General features: G+C 73.6%; 25 protein-coding genes and 1 tRNA gene. 16 read left to right on the plus strand and 10 right to left on the minus strand.

Annotation, left to right across the window (positions count from 1 at the left end):
• Nucleotides 1–49: 49 nt before the first annotated feature.
• Complete coding sequence (locus ACFVU3_RS37215) at nucleotides 50–1,375, minus strand: M20/M25/M40 family metallo-hydrolase (RefSeq protein WP_390073216.1); 1,326 nt, start codon at nucleotides 1,373–1,375, stop codon at nucleotides 50–52.
• Between the two features lie 242 nt (nucleotides 1,376–1,617).
• Here ACFVU3_RS37215 and ACFVU3_RS37220 point away from each other — a divergent pair.
• Both ACFVU3_RS37220 and ACFVU3_RS37225 read left to right on the plus strand, forming a co-directional pair.
• Nucleotides 1,618–1,705 (plus strand) — tRNA-Leu (locus tag ACFVU3_RS37220).
• Nucleotides 1,706–1,792: 87 nt separating this feature from the next.
• Entirely contained in the window at nucleotides 1,793–2,719 is a 927-nt protein-coding gene (locus ACFVU3_RS37225) for an RluA family pseudouridine synthase (protein WP_390073217.1), read from the plus strand.
• Here the strand turns inward: ACFVU3_RS37225 and ACFVU3_RS37230 are convergent.
• The 4 genes from ACFVU3_RS37230 to ACFVU3_RS37245 all read right to left on the minus strand — a co-directional run bounded on the left by ACFVU3_RS37230 (nucleotide 2,703) and on the right by ACFVU3_RS37245 (nucleotide 6,931).
• Nucleotides 2,703–3,332, minus strand: a complete 630-nt coding sequence (locus ACFVU3_RS37230) for an MBL fold metallo-hydrolase (protein WP_390073218.1) — start codon at nucleotides 3,330–3,332, stop codon at nucleotides 2,703–2,705. The two genes, ACFVU3_RS37225 and ACFVU3_RS37230, sit on opposite strands and share 17 nt — an antisense overlap.
• Nucleotides 3,332–4,417 (minus strand): S-(hydroxymethyl)mycothiol dehydrogenase, encoded by a 1,086-nt coding sequence (locus tag ACFVU3_RS37235; protein ID WP_390073219.1) that lies wholly within the window; start codon nucleotides 4,415–4,417, stop codon nucleotides 3,332–3,334. The genes ACFVU3_RS37230 and ACFVU3_RS37235 overlap by 1 nt, the downstream gene beginning before the upstream one ends.
• Before the next feature lie 136 nt (nucleotides 4,418–4,553).
• The gene (locus ACFVU3_RS37240) at nucleotides 4,554–6,011 is read right to left on the minus strand and encodes an amino acid permease (RefSeq protein WP_390073220.1); all 1,458 of its coding nucleotides are present in this window, start codon (nucleotides 6,009–6,011) and stop codon (nucleotides 4,554–4,556) included.
• Between the two features lie 218 nt (nucleotides 6,012–6,229).
• The gene (locus ACFVU3_RS37245) at nucleotides 6,230–6,931 is read right to left on the minus strand and encodes a FadR/GntR family transcriptional regulator (protein ID WP_390073221.1); all 702 of its coding nucleotides are present in this window, start codon (nucleotides 6,929–6,931) and stop codon (nucleotides 6,230–6,232) included.
• Nucleotides 6,932–7,123: 192 nt separating this feature from the next.
• On the opposite strand from ACFVU3_RS37245, the gene ACFVU3_RS37250 reads away from it, so the two are divergent.
• Both ACFVU3_RS37250 and ACFVU3_RS37255 read left to right on the plus strand, forming a co-directional pair.
• Entirely contained in the window at nucleotides 7,124–7,666 is a 543-nt protein-coding gene (locus ACFVU3_RS37250; RefSeq protein ID WP_390073222.1) for a gluconokinase, read from the plus strand.
• A gap of 96 nt (nucleotides 7,667–7,762) precedes the next feature.
• Nucleotides 7,763–9,160, plus strand: a complete 1,398-nt coding sequence (locus ACFVU3_RS37255; RefSeq protein ID WP_390073223.1) for a gluconate:H+ symporter — start codon at nucleotides 7,763–7,765, stop codon at nucleotides 9,158–9,160.
• A gap of 131 nt (nucleotides 9,161–9,291) precedes the next feature.
• Here ACFVU3_RS37255 and ACFVU3_RS37260 read toward each other — a convergent pair whose 3' ends face one another.
• Both ACFVU3_RS37260 and ACFVU3_RS37265 read right to left on the minus strand, forming a co-directional pair.
• Nucleotides 9,292–10,176: a TIGR03619 family F420-dependent LLM class oxidoreductase gene (locus ACFVU3_RS37260; protein ID WP_390073224.1), complete on the minus strand. Its 885-nt coding sequence runs from the start codon at nucleotides 10,174–10,176 to the stop codon at nucleotides 9,292–9,294.
• 198 nt (nucleotides 10,177–10,374) lie between these two features.
• The gene (locus ACFVU3_RS37265; protein WP_390073225.1) at nucleotides 10,375–12,030 is read right to left on the minus strand and encodes an FAD-binding dehydrogenase; all 1,656 of its coding nucleotides are present in this window, start codon (nucleotides 12,028–12,030) and stop codon (nucleotides 10,375–10,377) included.
• Between the two features lie 94 nt (nucleotides 12,031–12,124).
• On the opposite strand from ACFVU3_RS37265, the gene ACFVU3_RS37270 reads away from it, so the two are divergent.
• Genes ACFVU3_RS37270 through ACFVU3_RS37290 form a run of 5 tightly spaced genes read left to right on the plus strand, consistent with a single transcriptional unit; the run spans nucleotide 12,125 to nucleotide 14,863 of the window.
• A complete protein-coding gene (locus tag ACFVU3_RS37270; protein ID WP_390073226.1) occupies nucleotides 12,125–12,754 on the plus strand; it encodes a TetR/AcrR family transcriptional regulator in 630 nt (209 codons plus the stop codon).
• A gap of 29 nt (nucleotides 12,755–12,783) precedes the next feature.
• On the plus strand, nucleotides 12,784–13,548 hold the full coding sequence (locus ACFVU3_RS37275; protein WP_390073227.1) for a glucose 1-dehydrogenase: 765 nt from the start codon (nucleotides 12,784–12,786) through the stop codon (nucleotides 13,546–13,548).
• Nucleotides 13,549–13,593: 45 nt separating this feature from the next.
• Nucleotides 13,594–14,121 (plus strand): NUDIX hydrolase, encoded by a 528-nt coding sequence (locus tag ACFVU3_RS37280; protein WP_390073228.1) that lies wholly within the window; start codon nucleotides 13,594–13,596, stop codon nucleotides 14,119–14,121.
• Nucleotides 14,122–14,144: 23 nt separating this feature from the next.
• A complete protein-coding gene (locus tag ACFVU3_RS37285) occupies nucleotides 14,145–14,537 on the plus strand; it encodes a YidH family protein (protein WP_390073229.1) in 393 nt (130 codons plus the stop codon).
• Nucleotides 14,537–14,863 (plus strand): DUF202 domain-containing protein, encoded by a 327-nt coding sequence (locus tag ACFVU3_RS37290; protein ID WP_390073230.1) that lies wholly within the window; start codon nucleotides 14,537–14,539, stop codon nucleotides 14,861–14,863. The genes ACFVU3_RS37285 and ACFVU3_RS37290 overlap by 1 nt, the downstream gene beginning before the upstream one ends.
• Nucleotides 14,864–14,990: 127 nt before the next feature.
• On the opposite strand, the gene ACFVU3_RS37295 is transcribed toward ACFVU3_RS37290, so the two are convergent.
• Nucleotides 14,991–15,920, minus strand: a complete 930-nt coding sequence (locus ACFVU3_RS37295; RefSeq protein ID WP_390073231.1) for an NADP-dependent oxidoreductase — start codon at nucleotides 15,918–15,920, stop codon at nucleotides 14,991–14,993.
• 152 nt (nucleotides 15,921–16,072) lie between these two features.
• Here ACFVU3_RS37295 and ACFVU3_RS37300 point away from each other — a divergent pair, with 152 nt between their 5' ends.
• The 3 genes from ACFVU3_RS37300 (at nucleotide 16,073) to ACFVU3_RS37310 (ending at nucleotide 19,500) form a co-directional block, all read left to right on the plus strand.
• Nucleotides 16,073–16,984 (plus strand): MBL fold metallo-hydrolase, encoded by a 912-nt coding sequence (locus ACFVU3_RS37300; protein WP_390073232.1) that lies wholly within the window; start codon nucleotides 16,073–16,075, stop codon nucleotides 16,982–16,984.
• 269 nt (nucleotides 16,985–17,253) lie between these two features.
• Nucleotides 17,254–18,279: a phosphotransferase family protein gene (locus tag ACFVU3_RS37305; protein WP_390073233.1), complete on the plus strand. Its 1,026-nt coding sequence runs from the start codon at nucleotides 17,254–17,256 to the stop codon at nucleotides 18,277–18,279.
• A gap of 6 nt (nucleotides 18,280–18,285) precedes the next feature.
• The gene (locus tag ACFVU3_RS37310; RefSeq protein ID WP_390073234.1) at nucleotides 18,286–19,500 is read left to right on the plus strand and encodes an acyl-CoA dehydrogenase family protein; all 1,215 of its coding nucleotides are present in this window, start codon (nucleotides 18,286–18,288) and stop codon (nucleotides 19,498–19,500) included.
• Nucleotides 19,501–19,504: 4 nt separating this feature from the next.
• Here ACFVU3_RS37310 and ACFVU3_RS37315 read toward each other — a convergent pair whose 3' ends face one another.
• Together ACFVU3_RS37315 and ACFVU3_RS37320 are read right to left on the minus strand one after the other, a co-directional pair.
• The gene (locus ACFVU3_RS37315; RefSeq protein WP_390073235.1) at nucleotides 19,505–20,098 is read right to left on the minus strand and encodes a TetR/AcrR family transcriptional regulator; all 594 of its coding nucleotides are present in this window, start codon (nucleotides 20,096–20,098) and stop codon (nucleotides 19,505–19,507) included.
• 84 nt (nucleotides 20,099–20,182) lie between these two features.
• Entirely contained in the window at nucleotides 20,183–20,959 is a 777-nt protein-coding gene (locus tag ACFVU3_RS37320; protein WP_390073236.1) for an SDR family oxidoreductase, read from the minus strand.
• 165 nt (nucleotides 20,960–21,124) lie between these two features.
• Here ACFVU3_RS37320 and ACFVU3_RS37325 point away from each other — a divergent pair, with 165 nt between their 5' ends.
• From ACFVU3_RS37325 to ACFVU3_RS37340, 4 genes are all read left to right on the plus strand, one after another.
• Nucleotides 21,125–22,381 carry an exo-beta-N-acetylmuramidase NamZ domain-containing protein gene (locus tag ACFVU3_RS37325; protein ID WP_390073240.1) on the plus strand — a complete coding sequence of 419 codons (1,257 nt, stop codon included), beginning with the start codon at nucleotides 21,125–21,127 and terminating at the stop codon, nucleotides 22,379–22,381.
• A gap of 75 nt (nucleotides 22,382–22,456) precedes the next feature.
• The gene (locus ACFVU3_RS37330; protein ID WP_390073237.1) at nucleotides 22,457–23,794 is read left to right on the plus strand and encodes an erythromycin esterase family protein; all 1,338 of its coding nucleotides are present in this window, start codon (nucleotides 22,457–22,459) and stop codon (nucleotides 23,792–23,794) included.
• Between the two features lie 124 nt (nucleotides 23,795–23,918).
• Nucleotides 23,919–25,115, plus strand: a complete 1,197-nt coding sequence (locus ACFVU3_RS37335) for a serine-threonine protein kinase (RefSeq protein ID WP_390073241.1) — start codon at nucleotides 23,919–23,921, stop codon at nucleotides 25,113–25,115.
• 129 nt (nucleotides 25,116–25,244) lie between these two features.
• Nucleotides 25,245–25,856: a hypothetical protein gene (locus tag ACFVU3_RS37340; RefSeq protein ID WP_390073238.1), complete on the plus strand. Its 612-nt coding sequence runs from the start codon at nucleotides 25,245–25,247 to the stop codon at nucleotides 25,854–25,856.
• Nucleotides 25,857–26,387: the final 531 nt, after the last annotated feature.

Raw genomic sequence — 26,387 nt, forward strand, 5'->3', positions numbered from 1 at the left:
CGGGCACGGGCAAACGCGCTGTCGATTACGGCGGCGCCCGGGCCCCGGATCAGCAGGCGTCGATGAAGCGGTCCAGGACGCGCACGCCGAACTTCAGGCCGTCGACGGGGACGCGCTCGTCGACGCCGTGGAACATGCCGGCGAAGTCGAGCTCCGGCGGCAGCTGGAGCGGGGCGAAGCCGAAGCAGCGGATGCCGAGGTCGTCGAAGGACTTGGCGTCGGTGCCGCCGGAGAGCATGTACGGGACGGCGCGGGCGATCGGGTCCTCGGCGCGCAGGGCGACCTGCATGGCGTCCACCAGGGCGCCGTCGAAGCTGGTCTCCAGGGCCTTGTCGCCGTGGACGTCCTCGCGCTTCACCCGGGGGCCGAGGATCCGGTCGAGGTCGGCCAGGAACTCCTGCTCGTAGCCGGGGAGGAAGCGGCCGTCGACGTGGGCGGTGGCCTGGCCGGGGATCACGTTCACCTTGTAGCCGGCCCCGAGCATGGTGGGGGCGGCGGAGTTGCGCAGGGTGGCGCCGACCATCTTGGCGATGCCGCCGAGCTTGGCCAGGGTGGCCTCCATGTCCTCCGGGTCGAGCGGGGTGCCGAGGGCGTCGGAGAGCTCGTCGAGGAAGCTGCGGACGGTCTTGGTGACGCGGACCGGCCACTGGTGGCGGCCGAGCCGGCCGACGGCCTCGCACAGCTCGGTGATGGCGTTGTCGGAGTTGGTCATCGAGCCGTGCCCCGCCGTGCCCTCGACGGTGAGCCGCATCCAGTGCATGCCCTTCTGGGCGGTCTCGACCAGGTAGAGGCGCAGGTTCTCGTTGACGGTGAAGGAGAAGCCGCCGACCTCGCCGATCGCCTCGGTGACGCCGTCGAAGAGGCCGCGGTGCTTGTCGACCAGGTGGCGGGCGCCGTAGGTGCCGCCGGCCTCCTCGTCGGCGAGGAAGGCGAGGACGATGTCGCGCGGGGGCTTGCGGCCGCTGCGCAGCCGGTCGCGGACGACCGCGAGGGTCATCGCGTCCATGTCCTTCATGTCGACGGCGCCGCGGCCCCAGACGCAGCCGTCGGCGACCTCGCCGGAGAAGGGGTGGTGCGTCCAGTCCTCGGCGTTGGCCGGGACGACGTCGGTGTGCCCGTGGATGAGGAGCGCGGGCCGGGACGGGTCCTCGCCCTCGATGCGGGCGACCGTGGAGGCGCGGCCCTTGTGCGACTCGATGATCTTCGGGTCGAGGCCCACCTCGGCGAGCTTCTCGGCGACGTACTCGGCGGCGGCCCGCTCGCCGGGGCCGGAGTGGTCGCCGTAGTTGCTGGTGTCGATGCGGATGAGGTCCCGGCAGAGGTCGACGACCTCGTCCTCACCCGAGACGGTCCGGCCGGTGTTCGACTCGCTCACGCTGCTTCCTCCCACGACGTGCCCCCCATGCTTGCTGGTGGTCGTCCCCATCCTCCCGCGCTCCCGCCCCGGCGGCGCAAGGGCGTCCACCGGCCGACACACCCCCGACACATGCCGAGACGGGGGCGCCGGCGGGGCGGGAGGGGCCGGTGGGGCGGGTGAGGGGGTGGTGATGGGCCACCCCGAATGTTTGCTATGGTTTTCCTCGTCGGAACGGCCCAGGGCCGCGAGACACACACCCTGTCCGGGTGGCGGAATGGCAGACGCGCTAGCTTGAGGTGCTAGTGCCCTTTATCGGGCGTGGGGGTTCAAGTCCCCCCTCGGACACCAGTTGAAGTCCCGGTCGAGATCTCTCGGCCGGGACTTCTGCGTGCCGGGACCCCCCTCCGGTACGGCGGACGACGGTGAGGTGGAGCGGTGCGAAGGAAGAGGGTGCCGGCCGCGCCGCTGCCGCAGCGGGACGGGATCGATCCCGTACGGCTCCGGCTGCCGGAGGATCCCGAGGGGGTCTGGCCGACCGTGGGGGCGTATCTGCTCGGGCGGTACGGGGCGGCCGTGGGCGCGGAGCGGCTCGGCGCGATGCTGGACGCGGGGCGGTTCGTCGGGGCCGACGGGCGGGCGGCGGCGGCCTCGGAGCCGTACGAGCCGGGGCGGTGGCTGTGGTTCCACCGGGATCTGGCGCCCGAGGAGCGGGTGCCGTTCGAGATCGGGGTGGTGTACCGGGACGAGCGGATCCTGGTCGCGGACAAGCCGCACTTCCTGGCGACGACCCCGCGCGGACGGCATGTGACGGAGACGGCGGTGGCGCGGCTGCGGGCCGGGCTCGGCCTGCCGGCGCTCCAGCCGGCGCACCGCCTGGACCGGCTGACGGCGGGGCTGGTGCTCTGCGTGGTGCGGCCCGGGGACCGGGGGGCGTACCAGCTGCTGTTCAAGGAGCGGCGGGTGCGCAAGGAGTACGAGGCGCTGGCGCCGTTCGACCCGGGCGTGGAGCTGCCGGTGACGGTGCGGAGCCGGATCGAGAAGGAGCGGGGCGTGCTGGCCGCCCGGGAGGTCCCGGGCGAGCCGAACGCGGTGAGCCGGATCGAGCTGGTGGAGCGGCTGGGCGCCTTCGGGCGGTACCGGCTGCTTCCGGAGACCGGGAAGACGCACCAGCTGCGGGTGCACATGAACGCGCTGGGGCTGCCGATCCTGGACGATCCGCTCTATCCGGTGGTGCGTGAGGACGGGCCGGAGGACTACCGGCGGCCGCTGCGTCTGCTGGCGCGGGCGCTGGAGTTCACCGACCCGTTCACGGGCGAGGAACGGCGGTTCGTGAGCCGCCTGTCGCTCAGTGGCCCCGCTTGAGCCACTCCTCCAGGTGCGGGGCTTCGGCGCCGATGGTGGTGGAGTCTCCGTGGCCGGTGCGGACGACCGTCTCCGGCGGGAGGGTCAGGAGCTTCTCGCGGATCGAGTCGACGATCGTGGGGAAGTCCGAGAAGGACCGGCCGGTGGCGCCGGGGCCGCCCTGGAAGAGGGTGTCGCCGGTGAAGACCGTGCCCAGGTCGGGGGCGTGGAGACAGACCGCTCCGGGGGCGTGGCCGGGGGTGTGGAGGACCTTCAGGTCGGTGCCGGCGATGGTGAGGACCTGGCCGTCGGCGAGCTCGCCGTCGGGGGTGTGGTCGGGGTGGGTGAGCTTCCACAGCGGCTGGTCGGCGGGGTGGAGCAGGATGCGCGCGCCGGTGGCGGCGGCGAGCGCGGGGGCGGCGCCGACGTGGTCGTCGTGGGCGTGGGTGCAGACGATGGCGCGCAGGGTGCGGCCGTCGAGGGCGTCGAGGATCGCGGCGGGGTCGTGGGCGGCGTCGATGACGATCGCCTCGTCGTCGTCGCCGACGATCCAGACGTTGTTGTCGACCTCCCAGGTGCCGCCGTCGAGGCTGAAGGTGCCGGAGGTGACCAGGTGGTCGATGCGGGCGGTCATCACAGCACCACCACCGAGCGGAGGACGTCGCCCTCGTGCATGCGGGCGAACGCCTTCTCGACCTCGTCGAGGGCGATGGTCTCGGTGACGAAGGCGCCGAGGTCGATGCGGCCCTGGCGGTGCAGGTCGATGAGCATCGGAAAGTCGCGGGACGGCAGGCAGTCCCCGTACCAGGAGGACTTGAGGGAGCCGCCGCGGCCGAAGACGTCGAGCAGGGGCAGTTCGAGCTGCATCTCGGGGGTGGGGACGCCGACGAGGACGACGGTGCCGGCGAGGTCGCGGGCGTAGAACGCCTGGCGGTAGGTCTCGGGGCGGCCGACGGCCTCGATGACGACGTCGGCGCCGAAGCCGCCGGTGAGCTCGCGGATCGCCTCGACGGGGTCGGCGGTGCGCGAGTCGACGGTGTGGGTGGCGCCCATCTCCTGCGCCTTGGCCAGTTTCCGCTCGTCGATGTCGACGGCGATGATCTTCGCGGCTCCGGCGAGGCGGGCGCCGACGATCGCGGCGTCGCCGACGCCTCCGCAGCCGATGACGGCGACGGTGTCGCCGCGGGAGACGTTCCCGGTGTTGATCGCGGCGCCGATGCCGGCCATCACGCCGCAGCCGAGGAGGCCGGCGATCTCGGGGGCGACGGCCGGATCGACCTTGGTGCACTGGCCGGCGGCGACGAGGGTCTTCTCGGCGAAGGCGCCGATGCCGAGGGCCGGGGAGAGCTCGGTGCCGTCGAGCAGGGTCATCCGCTGCTTCGCGTTGTGGGTGTCGAAGCAGTACCAGGGGCGGCCGCGTCGGCAGGCGCGGCACTGGCCGCAGACGGCCCGCCAGTTGAGGATCACGTAGTCGCCGGGGGCGACGTCGGTGACGCCCTCGCCGACCGACTCGACGGTGCCGGCGGCCTCGTGGCCGAGCAGGAAGGGGAAGTCGTCGTTGATCCCGCCCTGCTTGTAGTGGAGATCGGTGTGGCATACGCCGCACGCCTGGATCCTCACGACGGCCTCACCGGGGCCGGGATCGGGGATCACGATGGTCTCGACACGGACCGATTCGTTCCTGCCGGGGGCGATGACCCCCTGGACGTGCTGCGGCATCGCGAACTTCCCTTCCTCCGACTGGATCTTGTAAGCCTCCTGCGTACCACTATCTCCCGATAAAAGGCGAGACCCCCGCAGGCCGTGCCTGCGAGGGTCCGCCGCTCCCGTGGGGGGAGTTCGAGGGGGTGGGTGGTCAGTCCCGCCGCGCGGCGGTCTCCCGGACCCGGCCGCGGACCAGGAACCAGCCGCCGACGAGGGCCGCGGCGATCAGCGGCAGGCAGTTGACGGTGGTGCGGCCGATGCCGCCGTCCATCCACATGAGGACGAGGACGGAGCCGAGGAAGACCAGGGTGACGATCTGGGTGTACGGGGCCCAGGGCAGCCGGTAGGCGGGGCGGGCGAGCACGCCCTGCTCGGCGCGGCGGACGAAGAGCAGCGAGCACACCATGATCATGGCCCAGGTGCCGATGATGCCGATGGAGGCGAAGTTGAGGACCAGCTCGAAGGCGTCCTCGGGCATCCTGGCGTTGAGGATCACGCCGACGACGCCGAAGCCCGCGGTGAGCAGGATGCCGCCGTAGGGGACGCCGCCCTTGTTCATGACGCCGGTGAACTTCGGCGCGGAACCGGACAGCGACATGGAGCGCAGGATGCGGCCGGTGGAGTACAGGCCGGAGTTGAGGCTGGAGAGGGCGGCGGTGAGGACCACGAGGTTCATCACGCCGGCGGCGCCGGGGATGCCCAGCTTGTCGAAGACGGTGACGAAGGGGCTCTGGTCGCCGGAGTAGGCGGTGTACGGGAGGATCAGCGCGAGCAGGACGACGGAGCCGACGTAGAAGAGGCCGACACGCCACATGATCGAGTTGATCGCCTTCGGCATGATCTTCTCGGGGTTCTCGGTCTCGCCCGCGGCGACGCCGCAGAGCTCGACGGAGGCGTAGGCGAAGACGACGCCCTGGATGAGCAGGAGCATCGGCATCATGCCGTTGGGGAAGATGCCGCCGTTGTCGGTGATGTTGGCGAGGCCCGGGGTGGAGCCGCCGACGTCGTGGGAGGTCACGACGAGGAAGATGCCGACGAGCATGAAGGCGACGAGCGCGGCGACCTTGATGATCGCGAACCAGAACTCCATCTCGCCGAAGTACTTCACCGAGATGAGGTTGGCGGCGAGGACGACCGCGAGGGCGATCAGGGCGAGGATCCACTGGGGGACGTCGCTGAACATCGACCAGAAGTGGGCGTAGGTGGCCGCGGCGGTGATGTCGGCGACGGCGGTGGTCGACCAGTTGAGGAAGTAGAGCCAGCCGGCCGTGTAGGCGCCCTTCTCGCCCATGAACTCACGGGCGTAGGAGACGAAGGCGCCGGAGGAGGGGCGGTACAGCACCAGCTCGCCGAGGGCCCGGACCACGAAGAAGGCGAAGACGCCGCAGACCGCGTACGCGATGAAGAGCGAGGGGCCGGCGCTGGCCATCCGGCCGCCGGCGCCGAGGAAGAGCCCCGTGCCGATGGCGCCGCCGATGGCGATCATGTTGATGTGCCGGGACTTGAGGTCCTTGCGGTATCCGGCGTCGCCGGCGTCGACGTGGGGGGAGGCGGCCGTGTTCGCCGGTGCGGCGGACAGCGGCTCGGCCGCGGTGACGCGGTCACTCATGGAGTTGTTCGCCTTCGTGAGGGGGTGGGGGCTGTGCGGTACCCGGCCGTGCCCCGGGGTCCCTTCGTGGGGGTCGCCCCTGCACGGCCAGCCGACATCCTCACGGCAAGGCGCGCTCACTGACTGTGAGCGAATTCACTGAACGCCCGTATTTGAGCTAGTTCAGAGGTTACGCAGCGCTGTACGGCGTACGACCCGTGCGCGACGGGCGGGGGCCGTCACGGAGCCAGGACGTCCAGCTCCTTGAGCGCGCCGACGGCGATCTCGCGGGTCAGCGCCTCCGCGCGGGCCGCGTCCCGCTCCCGTACGGCCTCGGCGACCTGGACGTGGAGGGTGACGGCGGCCGGGTCGGGGTCCTCGAACATCACGTGGTGGTGGGTGCGGCCGGTGAGGACCTCGGCGACGACGTCGCCGAGGCGGGCGAACATCTCGTTCCCCGACGCGTTGAGGACCACCCGGTGGAAGGCGATGTCGTGGACGAGGTACCCCTCCAGCTGCCGGCCGCGCGAGGTGGCGACCATGCCGAGGGCCTGCTCGGTCAGCTCGCGGCACTGGGCGGGGGTGGCGTTCAGGGCGGCGAGACCGGCGGCGACGGGCTCGACGGCGGAGCGCAGCACGGTGAGGGAGCGGAGCTGGCGGGGCCGGTCGGCGCCGGCCAGGCGCCAGCGGATGACCTGGGGGTCGTACACGTTCCAGCTCTCGGTGGGCAGCACCGTGACGCCGACCCGGCGCCGCGACTCCACCAGGTGCATCGACTCCAGGACGCGGACGACCTCGCGGACGACCGTCCGGGAGACGTCGAAGTCCTGGGCGAGCTCGTCGGTGCGCAGCACGGTGCCGGGCGGGTGCTCCCCCGCGGTGATGGCCAGGCCCAGGGTGGCGAGCACGTGCGAGTGGAGCCCCTGGGCCGATGTCGTCATGGTGCTCAGCCTATGCGGGGCCGGGCCGCTGATCACACCGGGAACGGGGCGGGGAGCGGGGTGACGGAGGGGCGGGAGCCCGCGGGGAATTAAAAGTATGACTTTTATGTCACAGACTCTTGAATACGTCGTACTCAATGGGTTTCATGAGCGCGACGGATCGATGTCGAAGAAGACAGCGAGGCACCCCCCATGCGCTCCACCCCCCACACCGCCGCTCCCCCGGTCGTCGTCGTCATGGGCGTCGCCGGGACCGGCAAGACCACGATCGGCCCGCTGGTCGCCGAGGCCCTCGGCCTGCCGTACGCGGAGGGCGACGACTTCCACCCGGCGGCCAACGTGGCCAAGATGTCGGCCGGCGTCCCGCTGGACGACGCCGACCGGGAGCCGTGGCTCGACGCCATCGGCGCCTGGGCGCACGGCCGGGCCGGGCTCGGCGGGGTGGTCAGCAGCTCCGCGCTGAAGCGGATCTACCGGGACCGGCTGCGCGCGGCCGCCCCCGGGGTCGTCTTCCTCCACCTCACCGGCGACCGGGAGCTGATCGAGTCCCGGATGGCGGCGCGCAAGGGTCACTTCATGCCCACCGCGCTGCTCGACTCGCAGTTCGCCACCCTCCAGCCGCTGGAGGAGGACGAGGCCGGAGTCGCGGTCGACGTCTCGGGCACCCCGGAGGAGATCGCCGCCCGGGCGGTGGCGGCCCTGCGGGCCTTCGCCCGGCCCGTCCCCCTCTTCTGATCCCGCTCGTCCTGATCCGTCCCCCCGTCCTCCGACCTCCCCTCCCGCCCCCTCCGCACCTCCTGCCCCTCCCCTCAAACCCCCAAGGGACCCACCGTGACCAGTCTCAGCGTCGAGATGCTGGCAGCGGACGCCGCCGAACCGATCACCTCGGCGGGCAACGCACAGCTGGGCATCGCCGTGCTCGCCGGCATCGCCGTCATCGTCCTGCTCATCACCAAGTTCAAGCTGCACGCGTTCCTGGCCCTGACCATCGGCTCGCTCGCGCTCGGCGCGTTCGCCGGGGCGCCGCTGGCGGACACCATCAAGTCGTTCAGCACCGGTCTCGGCAACACCGTGGCGGGCGTCGGCGTGCTGATCGCGCTCGGCGCGATCCTCGGCAAGCTGCTCGCCGACTCGGGCGGCGCCGACCAGATCGTCGACACGATCCTCGCGAAGGCGAGCAGGCGCTCCATGCCGTGGGCGATGGTGCTGATCGCCTCCGTGATCGGTCTGCCGCTCTTCTTCGAGGTCGGCATCGTGCTGCTGATCCCGGTGGTCCTGATGGTCGCCAAGCGGGGCAACTACTCCCTGATGCGGATCGGCATCCCGGCCCTCGCCGGCCTGTCGGTGATGCACGGGCTCATCCCGCCGCACCCCGGCCCGCTCGTCGCGATCGACGCCGTCGGCGCCAACCTCGGCGTGACGCTCGCCCTCGGCCTGGTCGTCGCGATCCCGACCGTGATCATCGCGGGCCCGGTCTTCTCCCGGTACGCGGCCCGCTGGGTGGACATCCAGCCGCCCGAGAACATGATCCCGGCGCGTCCCTCCGAGGACCTGGAGAAGCGCCCCGGCTTCGGCGTCACGGTCGCCACCGTCATGCTGCCGGTCGTCCTGATGCTGGTGAAGGCGCTCGTCGACATCGTGGTCGACGACCCCGAGAACGCCGTGCAGAAGGTCACCGACGTCATCGGCTCGCCGCTGATCGCCCTGCTCGCCGCCGTCATAGTGGCCCTGTTCACGCTGGGCCGCGCGGCCGGCTTCACCAAGGAGCGGCTCTCCTCCACGGTGGACAAGTCCCTCGCCCCGATCGCGGGCGTGCTGCTGATCGTCGGCGCGGGCGGCGGCTTCAAGCAGACCCTGATCGACATCGGCGTCGGCCAGATGATCCTGGAGTTCTCCCAGGACTGGTCGATCCCGGCGCTGCTCCTCGCCTGGCTGATCGCGGTCGCCATCCGGCTCGCGACGGGCTCCGCCACGGTCGCGACGATCTCGGCGGCGGGCCTGGTGGCCCCGCTGGCCGCGGGCATGTCGACCGGTGAGACGGCGCTCCTGGTGCTGGCGATCGGTGCCGGTTCGCTCTTCTTCAGCCACGTCAACGACGCCGGTTTCTGGCTGGTGAAGGAGTACTTCGGCATGAACGTCGGCCAGACGATCAAGACCTGGTCGGTGATGGAGACCATCATCTCGGTGGTGGCCCTGGTGTTCGTGCTGCTGCTGTCGCTGCTGGTGTAGCGCCGGCGGTGCCGCGAAGGGCCCCGGACCTCCCCTGCGGAGGTCCGGGGCCCTTCGTCGTGCTCGACCCTGCGGCGAGCCGGGCCCTACGTCGTACTCAGCCCCGTAGAGGCCCGGGCCCTTCGTCGTGCTCAGCCCCGCAGCAGGCCCAGGACCGCGCTCCCGAGCTCCAGGGCCTCGTCCGGCGAGCCGACCGCCTGCTGGAGGTCGACGAAGCAGCCGTCGGCTCCGGTGGCGCGCACGCCGTCGAGAACGGCGGCGATCGAGTCGGCCGTGGCGCCGGGGGCGGGGTTGCAGCGGATCCGGCGGCGCAGCGCCGCCGGGTCGCGGCCCGCCTCCTCGGCGGCGCGGCGCGCCACGTCCCACAGCGCCTCGGCCGCTCCGGGCGGCAGGACGGCGCCGGCCCAGCCGGCGGCCCGGCGGCCGACCCGGCGCAGGGCGGCGGGGCTGAAGCCGCCGAGGAGGACGGGCGGTCCGGCGGGCCGGACGGGGCGGAGGCCGACGGACGAGGCGGGGATCGTCCAGCGGGGGCCCCGGTGGCCGAACTCCTCCTGGGTCCAGATGCCGTGGAGGACGTCGAGCAGCTCGTCGAGGAGGGCGCCGCGCCGGCCGAAGTCGGCGCCGACGGCCGTGTACTCGTCGCGCATCCAGCCGAGCCCGAGACCGACGTCGAGGCGGCCGCCGCTGACCTGGTCGAGGGAGGTGAGGGAGCGGGCGAGGAGCACCGGCGGGTACCAGGGGCCGTTGAGGGTGCTGGTGCCGAGCCGGGCGCGGGTGGTCGCGCCGGCGGCGACGGTGAGCACGGTCAGCGGGTCGAGGAAGGTCCGGTACTGGCGGGGGTACGGGTTCTCCGGCGTGTGCCCGGGATAGAGGTCACTGGGGGCCAGCGGGGTGAGGACCCGGTCGCCGGCCCAGAGCGAGTCGAAGCCGGCCTCCTCGGCGTCCCGCGCGAAGCCCGCGATGCGGTCGGCGCGGGCGTGGGTGCCGTACTGGGGCAGTGCGATGCCTACATCCATGCCTCATCCTGGGCGGCCGGAGGGCCCGCGACACGAAGGGCTCGGCCTGTGACCCGCGCCACGCACCGCCGCGGCCGGGCGGGCGTTCCCGGCCGTGGGGGTGCGGGGGCTCGATCCGGCCGTGCCGGTGCCGGCGCCGCGGGCGCCCCTTCCCGGCCGTGGCGGGGCTCGTTCCCGGTCGTGCCGGTGCGGACGTCCCTACGCCGTCGCCGCGGCGGCCGCCCGGCCCGCCGCGCGGCCGGAGAAGACGCAGCCGCCGAGGAAGGTGCCTTCGAGGGAGCGGTAGCCGTGGACGCCGCCGCCGCCGAAGCCGGCGGCCTCGCCGGCCGCGTACAGGCCGGGGAGGGGTTCGCCGGTGTCGGTGAGGACCCGGGAGGAGAGGTCGGTCTGGAGGCCGCCGAGGGACTTGCGGGTGAGGATGTTGAGGCGGACCGCGATGAGCGGGCCGGCCTTGGGGTCGAGGATGCGGTGCGGGGCGGCGGTGCGGATGAGGCGGTCGCCCAGGTAGCTGCGGGCGCCTCGGACCGCGGTGATCTGGAGGTCCTTGGTGAAGGGGTTGGCGATCTCGCGGTCGCGGGCCGTCACCTCGCGGCGGACGACCTCCTCGTCGACGAGGTCCTGGCCGGTGACCCGGTTCATGCCGCGGACGAGGGCCGCCAGGTCGTCCTCGACGACGAAGTCGGCGCCCTTGTCCATGAACGCCTGTACGGGACCCGGGACGTCGGCGCGGGCGCGGCCGAGGACGTCACGGACGGACTTGCCGGTGAGGTCGGGGTTCTGCTCGGATCCGGAGAGGGCGAACTCCTTGCCGATGATCCGCTTGTCGAGGACGAACCAGGTGTGGTCGTGGCCGGTCCGCATGATGTGTTCGAGGGTGCCGAGGGTGTCGAAGCCGGGGAAGAGCGGCACCGGGAGGCGCTTGCCGGTGGCGTCGAGCCAGAGGGAGGAAGGGCCGGGCAGGATGCGGATGCCGTGCCGGGCCCAGATGGGGTTCCAGTTCTCGATGCCCTCGGTGTAGTGCCACATGCGGTCGCGGTTGACCTGCCGGGCGCCGGCCTTCTCCGCGATGCCGAGCATCAGGCCGTCCACGTGGGCGGGGACGCCGGAGAGCAGTTTCCCGGGCGGGGTGCCCAGGCGGGCGGGCCACTGGGCGCGGACCAGGTCGTGGTTGCCGCCGATGCCTCCGGTGGTGACGATCACCGCCTGGGCCCTCAGCTCGAAGGTGTCCGTCACGGTCCTGCCGCTCGCGGTGCCGCGCTCGGCGTCCGACGGCTCCAGGACCTCGCCGGAGACCGTGTCGAGGGCCCCGGCGGTGCGGCCCAGCGAGGTGACGCGGTGGCGGAAGCGGAAGGTGACGAGGCCGCGGGCGACGCCCTCGCGGACCTTCGCCTCGAAGGGGGCGACGAGGCCGGGGCCGGTGCCCCAGGTGATGTGGAAGCGGGGGACGGAGTTGCCGTGCCCGTTGGCGTCGTAGCCGCCGCGCTCGGCCCAGCCGACGACCGGGAAGAAGCGGACCCCGCGCGCGTGGAGCCAGGAGCGCTTCTCGCCGGCCGCGAAGTCGACGTACGCCTCCGCCCAGCGGCGGGCCCAGTCGTCCTCGGGGCGGTCGAAGCCCGCGGTGCCCATCCAGTCCTGGAGGGCGAGCGCGTGGCTGTCCTTGATCCGCAGCCGGCGCTGTTCGGGCGAGTCGACGAGGAAGAGCCCGCCGAAGGACCAGTGGGCCTGGCCGCCGAGGGACTGTTCGGGCTCCTGGTCCAGGAGGATCACGGACCGGCCGGCGTCGACCAGCTCGGCGGTGGCGACGAGACCGGCGAGGCCGGCCCCGATGACGATCACATCGGCGTCGTAGGACATGGACCGCATCTTGGATACACGAATGTATCGAGTCAACCGTTCGGGCCCGGACGACCCCCTCCCGTTTTCTAATGCCGAGCATTAATATGAACGTATGGCAAGGACGTCAGGACCCGAGACCCGGGAGAAGCTGATCCGCGCGGCGGAGGAACTCTTCGCCGCCCAGGGCGTCGACGGCGCGCAGCTGCGGGACATCACCCGGCTCGCCGGGCAGGCCAACCCCTCCGCCGTCCAGTACCACTTCGGCTCCCGCGCCGGACTCCTGGACGCGGTCATGGCCGGCCGGCTGGCCCGCACCGAGCAGGTGCTGGCCTCCCTCCCGTACGACGAGGAGGCCGGCGTCCACGGGCTGATCACCGCCCTCGTCACGGCCGAGGCCGGCGAGCTGCGCACCGAGCGCGGCTGCCGCTGCCTGCGGGTCTCCGCACAGCTCAGCCACGAGAGCGGCGTCCGCGCCCGCACCCCGCACCCCACCCTCGCCGGCACCTCCTACTGGACGCTGATCGAGCGGATCGCCGGGCGGCTCGCCGCCGACGGGCTGCCCGAGCCGCTGCTCCTGGAGCGCCTGGACCTGGCCCTCACGGTCGTCGGCGCGGCGCTCGCCGACCGGGCCCGGCAGTACCTCGACGGGACGGAGCCGCTCACCGACGAGCCCCTCTTCCTCGCCGACCTCGCCGAGACCACCACCGCGCTTCTCCGGGCCGCACAGCCCCGGAGGACCTGATGCGAAGCACCACCCCGAAAGGACCCCCCATGAACGACCTCTCCGGCAAGACCGTCCTCATCACCGGCGGCGCCCGCGGCCTGGGCGCCGAGGCGGCCCGCCAGGCCGTCGCCGCCGGGGCGAACGTGGTCGTCACCGACGTCCTCGACGAGGACGGCGCGGCGACCGCCGCGAGCCTCGGCGAGCGCGCCCGCTTCTTCCACCACGACGTCACCTCCGAGGAGGAGTGGGCGGCCGCCGTCGCGTACGCCGTCGCCGAGTTCGGCGGCCTTCACGGCCTGGTGAACAACGCCGGCATCTCCACCGGCGCCCTGCTGGAGACCGAGAGCGTCGAGCACTTCCGCAAGGTCCTCGACATCAACCTCACCGGCGTCTTCATCGGCATGAAGGCCGCGATACCGGCGATGCGGGAGGCCGGCGGCGGCTCCATCGTCAACATCTCCTCCGCGGCCGGCCTGATGGGGCTCGCGCTGACCGCCGGATACGGCGCCTCCAAGTGGGGCGTGCGCGGCCTCACCAAGATCGGTGCGGTGGAGCTCGGCACGTCGAGGATCCGCGTCAACTCCGTCCACCCGGGCATGACCTACACCCCGATGACCGCCTCGGTCGGCATCCAGCGCGGCGAGGGCATGTACCCGAACACGCCGATGGGCCGGGTCGGCGAGGCCGACGAGATCGCCGGCGCCGTCGTCTTCCTGCTCTCGGACGCTGCCTCGTACGTGACGGGCGCCGAGCTCGCCGTGGACGGCGGCTGGACCACCGGCCCGACGGTCAAGTACGTCATGGGGCAGTGAGGCCCACCGCGGATCACCCGGCCCGGCCGGTGCTTGGATGGGCGCATGAGCGCTTCCGATGAAGTACTGGACGTCGTCGACGAGCAGGACCGGGTGATCGGGCGGGCCCCGCGCGGCGAGGTGTACGCGCGGGGCCTGATCCACCGCTGCACCTTCATCCGCGTACGGGACGCCGGGGGACGGGTCTTCGTCCACCGCAGGACGCCGACGAAGCTGGTCTTCCCGTCGATGTACGACCTGTTCGTCGGCGGGGTCGTCGGCGCCGGCGAGTCCTACGACGACGCGGCGCTGCGCGAGGCCGAGGAGGAGCTGGGCGTCTCCGGGCTGCCCCGCCCCGACTTCCTGTACAAGTTCCTGTACGACTCCGGGGGCGTGGCCGGGAAGTGGTGGTCGGCCGTGTACGAGGTCCGCTGCGACCTGCCGGTGCGGCCGCAGGCGGAGGAGGTGGCCTGGCACGCCTTCCTCACCGAGGACGAGCTGCGGGAACGGCTGCCGGGCGCGGCCGGGGCCTGGGAGTGGGTGCCGGACGGGCTCGCCGCGTACGAGCGGCTGGTGGCGGACCGGAGCTGGTGACGGTGGGCCGTTAGGGTGCCGGGGTGAGGCAATTCGTGCAGAGTCTGCGGCTGTGGTTCGCGCCGCAGCGGATCCGGGACGAGGGCGAGACCCCCGACTACCGCTTCTCGCTCGCCAACGAGCGGACCTTCCTCGCCTGGCTCCGGACCGCGCTCGCGCTCATCGGCGGCGGCTTCGCCGTCGACCAGTTCCTGCCGGACCTGCGGTGGGCGGTCCGGGTCGGACTGGCGCTCGCTCTGCTCGCCGCCGGCGTGCTGTGCGCGCTGCGCGCGGTGAACCACTGGATCCGCTGCGAGCGGGCCATGCGCCGGGGCGAGGACCTGCCGGTCTCCCGCTTCCCCGCCGTCCTGAGCCTCACCGTGGCGGTGGTGGCGGTCGCGATGGTGGTGCTCGTGGTCTTCGGCCGGGCCGGCTAGTGGCCGGTCCGGCGCCCGGGGACGAGGCCCGCGATCCCGGGCTCCAGCCGGAGCGGACCCGGCTGGCCTGGCGGCGGACGACGCTGTCGTGCACGGTCGTGGCGGTCCTCGGCGTCAAGCTGGCCCTCGTCGACGGCGCGACGGCGGCGGGACTCACCGGGCTCGCCCTCTCCGCGCTCCTGTGGATCGGCTTCCTGGCCGTCGCCCACCGGCGCATCCGCTCCCTGGACACCGCACGGCCCCGGGTCCTGTCGATCCGGGGCGCGCTGCTGGCGACCGGGTGCACGGTCGCCCTGGCGGTGTGCGGGGCGGCGCTGATCTGGTGATCCGGGATCTCGGATCCAGCCTCCTGGATCCGAGATTTCGTATCCGGGAGGCTGGATACCGGAGGTTCGATTCCGGAGGTTGGTTTTCGGAGGTCGGATCCCGCACCCCGTCGGGCCGCCGCCCCGGCTACGGGACCGTGACCACGACCTTGCCCCGCAGCCCGCCCTCCGCGTTGGCGCGCTGCGCGTCGGCCGCGCGCTCCAGCGGGAAGGTCTTCGCCACCCGGACGTCCAGGACGCCCTCGTCGACAAGACCGGCGAGGGCGTCCAGGTCGGCGGCGTCCGGGCGGACCCAGTAGTAGCGGCCGCCGAGCGCCAGGACCTCGCCGTCGGCGATGGAGGCGAGCCGGCCGCCGGGGGCCAGCAGCTTCGCCGCGTGCTGGAGGAAGGGGCCGCCGAGGGTGTCGAGGACGGCGTCCACGCCGTCCGGGGCGAGCGCGCGGACCTGGCGGGTGAAGGTCTCCTCGTCGAAGAGGACCGGCTCGGCGCCCAGTTCCGTCACCCGTGCCCGGCCGGACTCGCGGGCGGCGCCGAGGACCCGGCAGCCGAGGTGGCGGGCGATCTGCACGGCCATGGAGCCGACCCCGCCGGCCGCCGCGAGCACCAGGACCGTCTCCCCCGCCCGTACCGAGAGCGCGGTGTGCAGGGCCTGGTAGGCGGTGAGCCCGGCCAGGGGGAGCCCTGCGGCCTCCTCGAAGGAGCAGGTGCGGGGTTTGCGGCCGAGGGTGCGGACGGGGGCGGCGACGTACTCCGCGAAGGTGCCGTGCGAGAGGACGTCCTCCCGGACGTACCCCATGACCTCGTCGCCCGCCGCCCACTCGGTGACCGAGACGCCTGGCCGGACGACGACGCCGGAGACGTCCCAGCCGGGGACGACCGGGAAGACGGCGTCGATCATGCCGTCGAGGTAGCCGGCCTGCGCCTTCCAGTCGACCGGGTTGACCGCCGCAGCGCGGACCTCGACGAGGACCTCGTCGGGCCCCACCTTCGGGTCGGGCAGCTCGCCGTACTCCAGGACCTCGGGGCCGCCGTACCGGCGGTAGCTGATCGCCTTCATGGATCCGACCCTCGGTGGGGGCGGGGCACCTCGCAAGCCGGACGGGGCAGGCGGGGCGGCGGGGCGCCTCCGGTCTCCGGAACCGGCCCCCGGGCGGGCCCGCCGGTGGGAGGCTTCCCCTGTCTCGTCGATCTTCTTCCCGGGGGAGCCCTGTGCCTGCCACCGATCCGTACGTGGTCACGCTCGCGCCGCACGTCCACGCCTACGTCCAGCCCGACGGAGGCTGGTGTCTGAACAACGCCGGGTTCCTCGGCGACGCGGGCGAGTCGCTGCTCGTCGACACCACCGCCACCGAGCGGCGCGCCCTGCTGCTGCGCGAGGCGGTGCTCGCCGCCGGACTGCCGCTGCCGCGCACGGTCGTGAACACCCATCACCACGGCGACCACACCTACGGCAACGGGGTGTTCCGGCCCGAGGCGCGGATCGTCGGGCACGAGAACTGCCGCTCCGAGCAGCTGGGCGCCGGGCACCAGCTGCACCTGCTGTGGCCGCAGACCGACTTCGGCCGGGTCGAGATCACCCCGCCCGACGTGACGTACCACGACCGGATGACGGTGTACGCGGGCGGCATCGAGGTGCGGCTGCTGCACCCGGGCCCCGCGCACACCACCGGCGACTCGATCGTGCACCTGCCGGAGCAGGGCGTGGTCTTCACCGGGGACCTGGTCTTCCAGGGCGGCACGCCGTTCCTGCCGATGGGTTCGCTGGCCGGATCGCTGCGCGCGCTCGGCCTGCTGAGGTCGCTGGACGCGGAGCGGGTGGTGCCGGGGCACGGGCCGGTGACGGACCCGGGCGCGTACGACGCCACCGAGCGGTATCTGCGGTGGGTGGCGGAGCTGGCCGCCGAGGGCCACGCGAAGGGGGACCCGCCGCTGGAGACCGCCCGCCGCGCGGAGCCGGGCGAGTTCGCCGCGTGGCGGGAGAGCGAGCGGCTGGTGGCGAACCTGCACCGGGCGTACGCGGAGCTGGACGGGCTCCCGGAGGGGCACCCGCTCGACCCGGTGACGGTCTTCGGCGACATGGCGGTGATGAACGGCGGCGTGCCGGTGGCCTGCCACGCGTGAGGCGGACCGCCGCACCGGCCCCCGGGTGAGGCTCACCGCCGCGCACCGGCCCCGCGTGAGGCGGACCGCCGCGCACCGGCCCCCGCGCGCGCGTGGGCCGGTGCGGCTCCGTGCTCGTGTCCCGCGCGGGGACGCCCGGGCGCGGGAGGCGGACGGTGGGGGACCCGGGGTGGAGCTCGGGTCCCCCCGGTGTTTCGGGGAGCCCTCTGGACGACATACCGACTGGTCGGTCATCATGAACGCCGACCGACCGACCGGAGGTACGCCCGATGAGCCACACCGCCCCACCGCCCGGCCTCGACCCCGAGCGCCTGCGCCGTCACCTGGACCGCGAGCGGCCGGGACTGGTCGCCGGGCCCCTCGAAGCCCGGCTGATCGAGGGCGGCCGTTCCAACCTCACGTACGTCGTCACCGACGGCACCGGCCGCTGGGTGGTGCGCCGCCCGCCGCTCGGGCACGTGCTCGCCACCGCGCACGACATGAAGCGGGAGCACCGGGTCATCAGCGCCCTCGCCGGGACCGCGGTGCCGGTGCCCGGCACGGTGCTGCTCTGCGAGGACGAGGAGGTGCTCGGCGCGCCCTTCTACGTGATGGAGTTCGTCGAGGGGACCCCGTACCGCTCCGCCTCCCAGCTCGCGCCGCTGGGCCCGGAGCGCACCCGCGCCGCCGTCCTCGGCCTGGTCGACACGCTCGTCGACCTGCACGCGGTGGAGCCCGAGGCCGTCGGGCTCGGCGACTTCGGGCGTCCCGAGGGCTTCCTCGACCGGCAGCTGCGCCGCTGGGGCAAGCAGCTCGCCGCCTCCCGGGGGCGCGACCTGCCCGGGATCGAGGAGCTGCACGCCGCCCTCGGCCGCGCGCTGCCCGACTCCCCCGCGCCGACGGTGGTGCACGGCGACTACCGGCTCGACAACGCGCTGGTCGGCGCCGGCGACCGGATCGAGGCCGTCCTCGACTGGGAGATGTCGACGCTCGGCGACCCGCTGACCGACCTGGGCCTCCTCGTCATGTACAGCACCCCGCTGGACCTGCCCGGTTCGCCGATCTCGACCACCGCGACGGCCGTCGGCCACCCGTCCGCCGCCGAGCTGGTCGAGCGGTACGCCGCCCGCTCCGGCCGGGACGTCTCCGCCCTCTCCTGGTACACGGCCTTCGCCTGGTTCAAGCTCGCCGTGATCCTGGAGGGCATCCACTACCGCTACACCCTCGGGCAGACCGTCGGCGCCGGCTTCGACCGCATCGGCGACCTCGTCCCCGTCTTCATCGAGCACGGCCTGACCACCCTTCAGGAGGGCTGAACCGCCATGGACTTCTCCTACGACGCCCGCACCGAGGAGCTGCGCGCCCGGCTCCTCGCCTTCATGGACGAGCACGTGTACCCGGCCGAGGCCGTCGCCGAGGAGCAGCGGGCCGCGCTCGCCTCCCCGTGGGACGAGCCGCCGGTGGTGGCGGAGCTGAAGGCCGAGGCCAAGCGGCAGGGGCTGTGGAACCTCTTCCTGCCCGACGCGGAGTACGGGGCCGGGCTGACCAACCTCCAGTACGCGCCGCTCGCCGAGATCACCGGCCGCAGCCCGCAGCTCGCCCCGACCGCCCTCAACTGCGCGGCCCCGGACACCGGGAACATGGAGCTGCTCGCCCAGTTCGCCGACGAGGCCCAGAAGAAGCAGTGGCTGGAGCCGCTGCTCGCGGGCGACATCCGGTCCGCCTTCGCGATGACCGAGCCCGAGGTGGCCTCCTCCGACGCGACCAACATCGAGACGCGGATCCGGCGGGACGGCGACGGGTACGTCGTCGACGGGCGCAAGTGGTACATCTCCGGGGCGATGAACCCCGACTGCAAGGTCTTCATCGTCATGGGCAAGACCGACCCGGACGGGTCGGACCTCCGCCGCCAGCAGTCGATGATCCTCGTCCCGCGCGACACCCCGGGCGTCGAGGTGCGCCGGGCGATGCGGGTGTACGGCTACGAGGACCACTACCACGGCGGCCACGCCGAGGTGGTCTTCGACGGGGTGCGGGTCCCGGCCGCGAACCTGATCGGCGAGGAGGGCGGCGGCTTCGCCATCGCGCAGGCCCGGCTGGGCCCCGGCCGCATCCACCACTGCATGCGGCTGATCGGCATGGCCGAGCGGGCCGTGGAGCTGATGTGCCGGCGGGCCGTCTCCCGCACGGCCTTCGGCAAGACCCTCGCCCAGCAGGGCGTGGTGCAGAACTGGATCGCGGACGCGCGGGTGACGATCGAGCAGCTGCGCCTGCTCGTCCTCAAGACGGCCTGGCTGATGGACACGGTCGGCAACAAGGGCGCCCACACCGAGATCCAGGCCATCAAGATCGCCACCCCGCGCGCGGTGGTGGACATCATCGACAAGGCGGTGCAGGCGCACGGCGCCGGCGGCGTCTCGCAGGACTTCCCGCTCGCCGAACTCTGGGCGGCGGCGCGGACCCTGCGGCTCGCGGACGGACCCGACGAGGTGCACCAGCGGTCGCTGGCCCGCCGCGAGCTGAAGCGCTACCTCTGACGGCTCACGGACGCAGGGCCCGCAGCAGGAGGTCGGCCAGGTGGTCGGCGACCTGCTGCGGGGTCAGCGGGCCGTCCGGGCGGTACCACGTGGACAGGTGGTGCACGGAGCCGAAGTGGTAGTCCACGACGAGGTCGGCGGGCGTGGCGGAGGAGAAGACGCCCGCCCGCTGGCCTTCCTCGATCAGGGCGCGGAAGCGCTCGTGGTAGCGGCGGCGCTCCGAGCGGACCTGCTTGTTCTTCTCCGGGCTCAGGTGGTGCATGGAGCGGAAGAAGATCGAGGCGTCGTCGAGGTTCTCGATCGTGGTGACGACGACGTCGGCGGCGGCGGCGCGCAGCCGTTCCCCGACGGGCGCGTCGGAGTCCGCGAAGTCGTCGAGCCGCTCCTGCTGGAGCCGGAGCACGCGCGCGTACACCTCCTGGAGGAGGTCCTCCTTGGAGCCGAAGTAGTGGTAGAGCGCACCCTTGGTGACGCCCGCCGCCTCGACGATCTCCTGCACGGAGGTGCGGTCGTAGCCCTGCTCCGCGAAGAGCCGGGTGGCGGCGGCGAGGAGCCTCTGGGGGACGGGAGAGCCGTCCCCGTCCGTCGTCCTGGCCATGCTCCGCCGCCTTCCGGTCCGCCGCCCCGTCCCTGACGTCCGGGGTCTGTCGTCGGTAGATCTTCCCATCCGTCGCCGGGTGCGCTACCGCGCGCCCGCCTCCCAGTGCCGCTGGAGCTTGTTCATGCCGCCGATCCACCGCTCGGGGTCGTCCGCGCGGTGGCGGTAGTAGTCGGCGACCTCCGGGTGCGGGAGGACGAGGAAGCGGTCGGCGGCGATGGCGTCGAGGAGGGCGTCGGCGACGGCCTCGGGCTCGACGGCGGTCGGGACCAGGACGAGGTCGCCGGCCGAGCCGGTGGCGGCGAGCATGTCGGTGCGGACGCCCTGCGGGCAGATGGCGTGGACCTTCAGGCCGCGGTGGCGGTAGGTGAGGGAGAGCCACTCGGCGAAGGCGTAGGCGCCGTGCTTGGAGACGCTGTAGGGGGCCGCGCCGATCATGGTGAGCAGGCCGGCGGCGGAGACGGTGGAGACGAAGCGGCCGGTGCCGCGCTCCAGCCAGTCGGGGAGCAGGGCGCGGGCGGCGCGGACGTGGGCCATGACGTTGACGTCCCAGGCGGCGGCCCAGACGGCCTCGTCGGCGAGGGCGTCGCCCGCGGAGGCGAGTCCGGCGTTGGCGCACCAGACGTCGACGGTGCCGCCGAGGGCGTCGCGGGCCTCGTCGACGATCGCGGAGGCGTCGCCGGGCACGGCGAGGGCGCCGATCTCCTCGGCGACGGCCTTGGCGCGGACGGCGTCGAGGTCGTTGACGACGACGCGGGCGCCCTCGGCGGCGAAGCGCCGGGCGAGGGCGGCGCCGATGCCGCCGCCCGCTCCGGTGACGACGACGGCGGCGCCCCGGACCTCGTGCGTGTCCGCGTTCATGGACCCCTCCAGGTGGTTCGGCTCACGTTCCGGTGACACCGGGCAGACTAACCGGTCGGTATGGAGGGTGGAAGACCCGGAAGGGCGGCTCGCCGGGTCCGCACGCCTCGTTCCCCCGGGGCGTCGGGAGCGCTAGCCTGCGTGCCCATGTCACGCATGAGGCGGTTGAAGCTGTCGCGCCGGGATCTGCTGGCGGCCGGAGGGGCCCTGACCGCCGGAGGGGCGCTGACCGCGGCGGCCTCCCCCGCCGCGGCCGACCCCGGGCGGGGGCACGCGCGCGTACGGACCGGTTTCGAGCGGCTGGCGGCGGACGGGTACGCCCTCCTGTCCGGGGAGCGGGTCGGCGTCGTCACCAACCCGACCGGGATCACCCCGGACGCCCGGCACCTGGTGGACCTGATGCACGCCGACGAACGGGTGGACCTGGTGGCCGTCTTCGGCCCCGAGCACGGCTTCCGCGGCACCGCGCAGGCGGGCGGTTCGGAGGGCCGGTACGACGACCCGGCGACCGGGCTGCCGGTCTACGACACGTACCTGAAGAGCGGGCAGGCGCTGGCGGACGTCTTCACGGCCTCCGGCGTCGACACCGTCGTCTTCGACATCCAGGACGCGGGCGCCCGCTTCTACACGTACATCTGGACGCTCTACGACTGCATGGTGGCGGCCGAGCTGGCCGGGAAGCGGCTCGTGGTCCTGGACCGGCCGAACCCGGTGAGCGGCCGGGCGGCCCTCGGCCCCGTCCTGGACCGGGCCTTCGCCACCTTCGTCGGGAGGGAGCCGATCGCGCAGGCGCACGGCATGACGGTGGCGGAGCTGGCCCTCCTCTTCAACGCCGAGTTCCTGGCCCGGCCGGTGGAGCTGGAGACGGTCCGGATGTCGGGCTGGCGGCGGTCGGACTTCTTCGACGCCACGGGGCTCCCGTGGGTGCCGCCGAGCCCGAACATGCCGACCCCGGAGACCGCGCTCGTCTACTCCGGGACCTGCCTCTTCGAGGGCACCAACCTGTCCGAGGGCCGGGGCACCACCCGCCCCTTCGAGCTCCTCGGCGCGGAGGGCGTCGACCGGCGCTGGGCCGAGGCCGCGAACGCCCTGGACCTGCCCGGGGTCCGCTTCCGCGAGGCGTACTTCGCCCCGACCTTCTCCAAGTTCCAGGGCCGCACGGTGGGCGGGGTCCAGCTCCACGTGCACGACCGCGTGTCCTTCGACCCCGTCCGCACCGGCATCGCCCTCCTGGTCACCGCCCGCGCCTCCTGGTCCGGATTCGCCTGGCGCCCCGACCACTGGATCGACAAGCTCACCGGCTCCACCCGCGTCCGTACGCTCGTCGACGCCGGCGCCGGGACCGACGAGGTCGTGGGGGCCTGGTCCGCGGACCTGGCGGCCTTCCGGGCGGTGCGGCGGGAGCATCTGCTGTACCGGTGACGGGGGTTGTCCCCCCAGTCGGAACGGGGGCGACCGGGATGTCGCGGCGGACGCGGCGGCGGACACGATGGCGCCATGAAGCCCTCCTTACTCCGTCGACTGCCCCTCGCCGGGCTCCTGGCGGCCGCCTGCCTCGCCTCCGTCACCCCCGGCGCCGCCGCGTCCGCTCCTCCGGCGCCGGGGTCCGGCCCCGTCCGTGAACTCGCCCGCTCCGCCGCGCTCCTGGACGACCCGCGGGCCCTCGACCGGCTGATCGGACCGGCCCGGGTCGTCGGCATCGGCGAGGCCACCCACAGCTCGGCCGAGTTCTTCACGGCGAAACACCGGATCTTCGAGCACCTCGTGGAGGAGAAGGGGTTCACCACCTTCGCGCTGGAGGCCAACTGGTCCACGGGGCTCCTGATCGACCGGTGGGTGACGACCGGCGAGGGCGACATCGAGCGGATCATGCGGGACGAGTTCCAGGAGTCGTACCGGCTCTGGAACACCGGGGAGTACCTCGACCTCTTCCGCTGGATGCGCCGCCACAACCAGGCGAACCCGGACCGCCCGGTCCGCTTCATGGGCAACGACCTCGGGTACGCGGGACCCAACCTCTTCGACACCGTCACCGCCCACGTGGCCGCGCACCACCCGGATCTCCTCCCCCGCTTCCGGGGGCTCTACCGGGAATCCCGGCCCACCGGCGAGGTCGAGAGCTGGATGAAGGGGTACCTGGCCAGGCCGCTCGCCGAGCGGCGCGCGATGGCCGCGGACGTGGGCAGGGCCCTGAGCCTCCTGGAGGAGCAGCCGCCGGGCAGGGGTGCGGAAGCCCGCGAGGCGCACCTCTGGGCGGTGCAGCACGCCCGGGCCGTCGCCCAGGTCGGCACGGAGTACGCCCACGACGCCGACACCCCCGAAGGGGTCGCGGCGGCCATGCTCTACCGGGACCGGATCATGGCCGAGAACACCGCGTGGTGGCAGCGGCACACCGGCGACCGGATGGTGCTCTCGGCGCACAACGGGCACCTGGCGTACGAGACGATGAAGCCCGACCAGTACCCGCGGACGCAGGGGGCGTTCCTGCGGGACCTGCTCGGCCGGGGGTACGTGGCGATCGGCGCCTCCTTCGGGCGGGGCTCCTTCAACGCGCACGACACCGAGGCCCCCGGGGAACCGCTGCGGGTGTTCACCGTGGGCCCGCGGGGACCCGGCAGCGCCGCGCACACCCTGGACCGGGTCCGGCCCGCCCCCTTCCTGCTGGATCTGCGGCGGACCGGCCCGGCGGCCCGGGCCTGGCTCGCGGAGCCCCGGGAGGTGCGGCACATCGGGACCGCCTACCCCTGGCCGGGGACGACGCCGTCGGTGCGGCTCTCCGCCGCGTACGACGGGCTGATCCACTTCCCGGTGGTCACGGCGGCGCGGCTGCGCTGAGTCCGGGTCCGGCCGCCGCCGGAGGTCTGACGGTGGCCGGATCCGGGCATGCTGCCCAGGGGTTGCGGGACGCGGACCCCTGGGCGCTTCCTCGACGGGGAGGGACGGGCGGGCCGTGAGCGGAATGAGTGTGGATCCGTACCGGGAGATCGTCTTCGACAAGGACGGGGACGGTCCGGCCGGTCAAGGTGCCGAGCTGGTGGCGCTGGCGCGGCGGGGGGTGACGGATCTGGTGGTGTTCGCGCACGGCTGGAACAACTCTCCGTCCGGCGCGACCCTGCTGTACTCCGACTTCTTCGCGCCGTTCCCGGGGCTGCTGGCCCCGGGGGTGGAGGCGGGGTACGCGGGCGTGGTCTGGCCGTCGATGATGTTCACGGACGAGCCGGTGCCGGACTTCAGGGCGCTGGTGACGACGCTGCCGGAGAAGGAGCGGGCGATCGTCCGCCTCACCGAACTGGTGGCGCTGGCGCCGGCCGAGGAGGCGGCGTTCGCGGAGTTCGGGGCGCTGCTGCGGGAGCTGGCGGACGTGGGCGGGGAGGGCCTCGTCCCGGACGCCGCGGTACCGGACTTCCTGCTGGCGGATCCGGTGGAGACCTGTGCCGTGTTCACCGGGGCGCTGGAGGGCGCCGCTCCGCGGGCGGTGCTCGGCGACGGGCTCGGGCGGCTGTGGAAGGGCGGCCGCGAGGCGCTGCGGCAGGCCACGTACTACGTGATGAAGAAGCGGGCGGGGCACGTGGGCGAGCGGGGGCTCGGGCCGCTGCTGGCCGAGGTGGCGCGGGCCGCGCCGGGGCTGCGGGTGCACCTGGTGGGGCACAGCATGGGCGCGCGGCTCGTGACGTACGCGCTGCGCGGGCTGCCCGGGGCGCTGCGGCCGGTCCGTTCGATGACGCTGCTCCAGGGCGCCTTCTCGCACTACGCGTTCGCGGCCCGGCTCCCGCACGACCCGGGGCGGTCGGGGGCGCTGAAGGACATGCAGCTGCGGGTGCGGGGGCCGGTGGTGGCCTGTCACTCGCGGCACGACACCGCGCTCGGCGTCGTCTACCCGCTGGCCTCCCGCGCCGCCCGGGACTCGGCCTCGCTGACGGAGCCGCTGGGGCGGCTCGTGGCCCGTGATCCGCGGTGGGGGGCGATCGGCTGGGACGGCGTCCAGGGCGTGCCGGGAGCGGCGCGGCGGACGCTGGCGACGGTGCTGCGGGACGGGGTTCCGGCCTCGGGCTGTGTGAGCGTGGACGTGGCGGACGCGGTCCGCTCGCACAGTGACATCCGGCGGCCGGAGCTGGCCGGGGTGGTGGTCTCGGCGGCCCGGATCGGCCGCCGGTAGGCGCCGCGCCGGTGGCGAGTTCCCGCCAACGAGCGGGGTGTTCCGCCTCCGGGCGGAACACGGCGGCTCCGTCGTTCGTCCCTCTGGTACCGCGGATGCGCGAAGGACCAGCGACGGAGGTGGCGAGCGATGGCCGGTTTCCGGAGTCTCGCGAGACAGGTGCGCGATCAGGGGTGCGACACGGCGTTGCGCAGGTATTCGCTGCGCAAGTGCCTGGAGCGGTTCGCCCCCTACGGGCACCGGGCGACCTGGGACCACCTGTGCCGGAGGCACGGGTTCGGACCCGACGACCGGGAGCTCGATCCGGCGCGGCTGGTGGCCGCCCTGGAGGAACTGGAGGAGGCGCGGACGGTCTGGCTGGCGTACGAGGAGGAGTTCGCCGCCCGGCGCCGCCGCGAGAAGCACGGCGGGCTGCGCGCCCTGGGGGCGCTGGACGACTGGCACCGGGACGTGTGGGGCGGCAACGGGGTGGTGCGGTGCGGCGATCCCGCCGTCCACCCGACGGATCCCCTGCCCGAGGTGGTACGGCGCCTGGTCACGGCGCTGGAGGACGGCCCGGGCGAGGCGTGCCCGGTCTGCGCGGGGGCGCGGATCGCGTGGGCCGGCGGCTCCGGCGACGGGACCTGGTACGGACCGGTGTGCGGGGACTGCGGGGTCGAGGTGCCCCGGGCGGTCCTCACCCCGGGGGCCCTGGCCCGGGCCCGTGAGGTACGCGGCCGCCCGCTGGTCCCCGCGGCGTGACGCGTCCGGGACGGGCGTCCGGCACGCCCGCGGCGGTGCCGCGACGGCCGGCACCGGGCGGCGTGCGGGGGTCCGGGGAGTCCGCGGCGATGCCGCGACGGTCGGCGGCGTGCGGCGTGCGGCGTGCGGGAGTCGGGGACGTCCGCGGCGGTGCCGCGACGGTCGGCGGCGTGCGGGGGTCCGGGACGTCCGCGGCGTGACGCGGCCCGGTGCCGCGCCGCTGCGGCGGCGCTGAACGGCGCGCGGGGCCCGGGAGTCCTCGGCGGTGCCCACGGGCCCGGCCCTGTTCACCCGCTCCCCGCCGGCCGGCCGGGTGCGGCGGATCGTGGCGGAGCTCCCGGCCGGGGAGGTCGCGCCCCGGGATGACGCCCCTGCGGCCGGGTACGGCGGGATCCCCGTCCTTCCGCACGGCTCCGGCCAACCGGCACCCCCGCCGCCCCCGCCGCCCCGGACGCCCGAAACGCCGCCCTGTCTGTAATACAAAACACCAACCCCACGAGACCGCTACCCAACTGTTTTTACCTGGTGAGA

The sequence above is a fragment of the Streptomyces sp. NPDC058052 genome (assembly GCF_042885515.1).
GTDB lineage: Bacteria > Actinomycetota > Actinomycetes > Streptomycetales > Streptomycetaceae > Streptomyces.

Bases quoted from the DNA above. Each gene is read 5' to 3' on its own strand.
- ACFVU3_RS37230 (WP_390073218.1), bottom strand. From the start codon at position 3,332: ATGACCGCCCGCATCGACCACCTGGTCACCTCCGGCACCTTCAGCCTC.
- ACFVU3_RS37235 (WP_390073219.1), bottom strand. From the start codon at position 4,417: ATGCCGCAGCACGTCCAGGGGGTCATCGCCCCCGGCAGGAACGAATCG.
- ACFVU3_RS37240 (WP_390073220.1), bottom strand. From the start codon at position 6,011: ATGAGTGACCGCGTCACCGCGGCCGAGCCGCTGTCCGCCGCACCGGCG.
- ACFVU3_RS37245 (WP_390073221.1), bottom strand. From the start codon at position 6,931: ATGACGACATCGGCCCAGGGGCTCCACTCGCACGTGCTCGCCACCCTG.
- ACFVU3_RS37250 (WP_390073222.1), top strand. From the start codon at position 7,124: ATGCGCTCCACCCCCCACACCGCCGCTCCCCCGGTCGTCGTCGTCATG.
- ACFVU3_RS37260 (WP_390073224.1), bottom strand. From the start codon at position 10,176: ATGGATGTAGGCATCGCACTGCCCCAGTACGGCACCCACGCCCGCGCC.
- ACFVU3_RS37265 (WP_390073225.1), bottom strand. From the start codon at position 12,030: ATGTCCTACGACGCCGATGTGATCGTCATCGGGGCCGGCCTCGCCGGT.
- ACFVU3_RS37270 (WP_390073226.1), top strand. From the start codon at position 12,125: ATGGCAAGGACGTCAGGACCCGAGACCCGGGAGAAGCTGATCCGCGCG.
- ACFVU3_RS37275 (WP_390073227.1), top strand. From the start codon at position 12,784: ATGAACGACCTCTCCGGCAAGACCGTCCTCATCACCGGCGGCGCCCGC.
- ACFVU3_RS37280 (WP_390073228.1), top strand. From the start codon at position 13,594: ATGAGCGCTTCCGATGAAGTACTGGACGTCGTCGACGAGCAGGACCGG.
- ACFVU3_RS37295 (WP_390073231.1), bottom strand. From the start codon at position 15,920: ATGAAGGCGATCAGCTACCGCCGGTACGGCGGCCCCGAGGTCCTGGAG.
- ACFVU3_RS37305 (WP_390073233.1), top strand. From the start codon at position 17,254: ATGAGCCACACCGCCCCACCGCCCGGCCTCGACCCCGAGCGCCTGCGC.
- ACFVU3_RS37310 (WP_390073234.1), top strand. From the start codon at position 18,286: ATGGACTTCTCCTACGACGCCCGCACCGAGGAGCTGCGCGCCCGGCTC.
- ACFVU3_RS37315 (WP_390073235.1), bottom strand. From the start codon at position 20,098: ATGGCCAGGACGACGGACGGGGACGGCTCTCCCGTCCCCCAGAGGCTC.
- ACFVU3_RS37320 (WP_390073236.1), bottom strand. From the start codon at position 20,959: ATGAACGCGGACACGCACGAGGTCCGGGGCGCCGCCGTCGTCGTCACC.
- ACFVU3_RS37330 (WP_390073237.1), top strand. From the start codon at position 22,457: ATGAAGCCCTCCTTACTCCGTCGACTGCCCCTCGCCGGGCTCCTGGCG.
- ACFVU3_RS37335 (WP_390073241.1), top strand. From the start codon at position 23,919: ATGAGTGTGGATCCGTACCGGGAGATCGTCTTCGACAAGGACGGGGAC.
- ACFVU3_RS37340 (WP_390073238.1), top strand. From the start codon at position 25,245: ATGGCCGGTTTCCGGAGTCTCGCGAGACAGGTGCGCGATCAGGGGTGC.